At 57.6% G+C, this 2,419-nt stretch carries 3 protein-coding genes; all 3 read left to right on the top strand.

Features of this window, described 5'->3' with window-relative positions:
* The first annotated feature begins 101 nt into the window (after positions 1-101).
* The 3 genes from tnpA to tnpC all read left to right on the top strand — a co-directional run bounded on the left by tnpA (position 102) and on the right by tnpC (position 2,404).
* Complete coding sequence (gene tnpA / locus ACODSK_RS32585) at positions 102-434, top strand: IS66-like element accessory protein TnpA (protein ID WP_019818068.1); 333 nt, start codon at positions 102-104, stop codon at positions 432-434.
* Positions 431-766: an IS66 family insertion sequence element accessory protein TnpB gene (gene tnpB / locus ACODSK_RS32580; protein WP_019719038.1), complete on the top strand. Its 336-nt coding sequence runs from the start codon at positions 431-433 to the stop codon at positions 764-766. The genes tnpA and tnpB overlap by 4 nt, the downstream gene beginning before the upstream one ends.
* A gap of 81 nt (positions 767-847) precedes the next feature.
* Complete coding sequence (tnpC, locus tag ACODSK_RS32575; RefSeq protein ID WP_019818069.1) at positions 848-2,404, top strand: IS66 family transposase; 1,557 nt, start codon at positions 848-850, stop codon at positions 2,402-2,404.
* The last annotated feature ends 15 nt before the right edge of the window (positions 2,405-2,419 follow it).

The following is a 2,419-nucleotide window of genomic DNA, read 5'->3' as shown; positions in this document are numbered from 1 at the left end:
GTAACCGGCCAGCAAACACACCTTTCTGACCCCACCGCCAAAGGCGATGGTGTCCACCTATTTAAGTGGACACCACTTCTAGCCTTTTAAGAGGGTCTTTCATGCAGCCACAACGCCGTTCCTATTCCAGGTCGTTCAAGGCCCAAGTCATTCAAGAGTGCGCCCAACCTGGGGCCTCGATTGCCAACGTTGCGCTGAGCCACAGCCTCAACGCGAACCTCGTCCACAAGTGGATTCGGCTGCAAACGCAGAAAAGCATGGCGCTGCATCCCGCTTTTGTTTCACTGCCCATGCCACTCGCCAGCACTGAGTCGCAATCGGCATCATCGACTATCAGCGTTGAGATCCAGCATCCGCGCGGCACCGTTAAAGTGAACTGGCCAACTGAAAGTGCTGCTGCCTGTGCAACCTTTCTTCGAGACCTGTTGCGATGATTCGTATCGACGCCATCTGGCTCGCCACTGAGCCCATGGACATGCGCGCCGGCACTGACACAGCGCTGGCGCGGGTGGTGGCCGTGTTCGGTGCGGCGCAGCCGCACTGTGCTTATCTGTTTGCCAACCGCCGCGCCAATCGCATGAAAGTGCTGGTGCACGATGGGTTGGGCATCTGGCTGGCGGCGCGCCGACTGCATCAAGGCAAATTTTTCTGGCCGGGATCTCGGCACGGCTCGCAGATGGAATTGGGTGCCGAACAACTGCATGCCCTGGTGCTGGGTTTACCTTGGCAAAGAGTTGGGCAAAACAGTGCGATTACCCTGATGTAATCACTGCCATGGCCAGCGTCGCCGTGCAATTGTCCGATGAGCCTATCGTCAGTGTTGGCCTGTTCTGACAAAATCGGCGGCATGACTTTGCTTCCTGATTTCGACCAATTAAACCCTGAACAACTGCGCGCTATCGCCGCGCAGCTGATGCAGCGTGTCGAGACTCTCGATCAAAAAGTCGAGTCCATGGACAAGCAGATCCATCACTACAAAACGGTCAACGACAAGCTGACCCACGAGATCGCACAGCTCAAGCGTTTCAAGTTTGCCAAGCGCAGCGAGCAGCTAAATCCGTATCAAACCAGCCTGCTCGATGACGTGATCGATGCCGATATCGCGGCCATCGAAGCCGAGCTTGAGACGTTGCAACCCGCTCCAGCCCCGACCGTGGCTCGGCAAAAACCTAAACGCACCGCCTTGCCGCCCGAGTTTCCACGCACGCCCATCCATCACGAACCGGACAACACTCACTGCCAATGCGGCTGCGCCCTCAAGCGTATCGGCGAGGATGTCAGCGAGAAACTCGACTACACGCCCGGCGTGTTCACGGTTGAACAACACATCCGTGGCAAGTGGGTCTGTGAGGACTGCGAGACCCTGATCCAGGCACCTGTTCCTGCGCAGGTCATCGATAAAGGCATCCCCACAGCAGGTTTGCTGGCTCAAGTGATGATCGCCAAATACGGTGATCATTTGCCACTGTACCGTCAGGAAAAGATCTTTGGCCGGGCCGGCCTCGCCATCCCGCGCTCGACCTTGGCGCAGTGGGTCGGCACTTGCGGTGTGCAACTGCAACCACTGGTTGATGCTCTGCGCGAAGTGGTGCTTGGACACAACGTGGTGCACGCCGATGAAACGCCGGTACAGGTGCTCATGCCTGGCTCGAAGAAAACCCATCGGGCCTACGTCTGGGCCTATGCAACCACCGCGTCTGCCGATATCCGCGCAGTGGTGTACGACTTCAGCCCCAGCCGCTCGGGCGAACATGCACGCAACTTCCTGCAAGACTGGAAGGGCAAGCTGGTCTGCGATGATTTTGGTGGTTACAAAGCCAGTTTTGCACTCGGTGTCACTGAAATCGGCTGCATGGCCCATGCGCGGCGTAAGTTCTTCGACCTGCACGCCACGAACAAAAGCACGCTCGCCGAGCAAGCTCTGCGCTATATCCAGTTGCTGTACGAAATCGAAAGTGAAATCCGCGATTTGGAGCCCGATGTACGGCGACGAATACGACAAGAAAAAGCCGTCCCCGTGATGAACATGCTGCACACTTGGATGATCGCCCAGCGCGAGCTGGTACACGAGGGTGTGGCCATCGCCAAGGCCCTGGATTACAGCCTGAAACGCTGGACGGCGTTGTCACGTTATCTGGATGACGGCGCGGTGCCTATTGATAACAACCACATCGAGCAGCAAATCCGGCCATGGGCGCTCGGACGCAAGAACTGGCTCTTTGCAGGGTCGTTACGCAGCGGACAACGCGCGGCTGCGCTGATGAGTTTGATCCAATCGGCCAAGCTTAACGGGCATGATCCGTATGCTTATCTCAAGGATGTGCTGATGCGGCTGCCGACGCAGCGCGCCAGTGAGATCGCCGAGTTGTTGCCGCATAACTGGCTGCCGTTACGCAACCTGTAATGCCCGTTCGCTTAC

The organism is Pseudomonas sp. FG98, from assembly GCF_057808595.1.
The sequence above is the reverse complement of the archived record's forward strand: the minus strand, read 5'-3'. Positions and strand labels throughout refer to the sequence as shown.

Coding starts and splice junctions, on each gene's coding strand:
- tnpA (WP_019818068.1), top strand. CDS start 102: ATGCAGCCACAACGCCGTTCCTATTCCAGGTCGTTCAAGGCCCAAGTC.
- tnpB (WP_019719038.1), top strand. CDS start 431: ATGATTCGTATCGACGCCATCTGGCTCGCCACTGAGCCCATGGACATG.
- tnpC (WP_019818069.1), top strand. CDS start 848: ATGACTTTGCTTCCTGATTTCGACCAATTAAACCCTGAACAACTGCGC.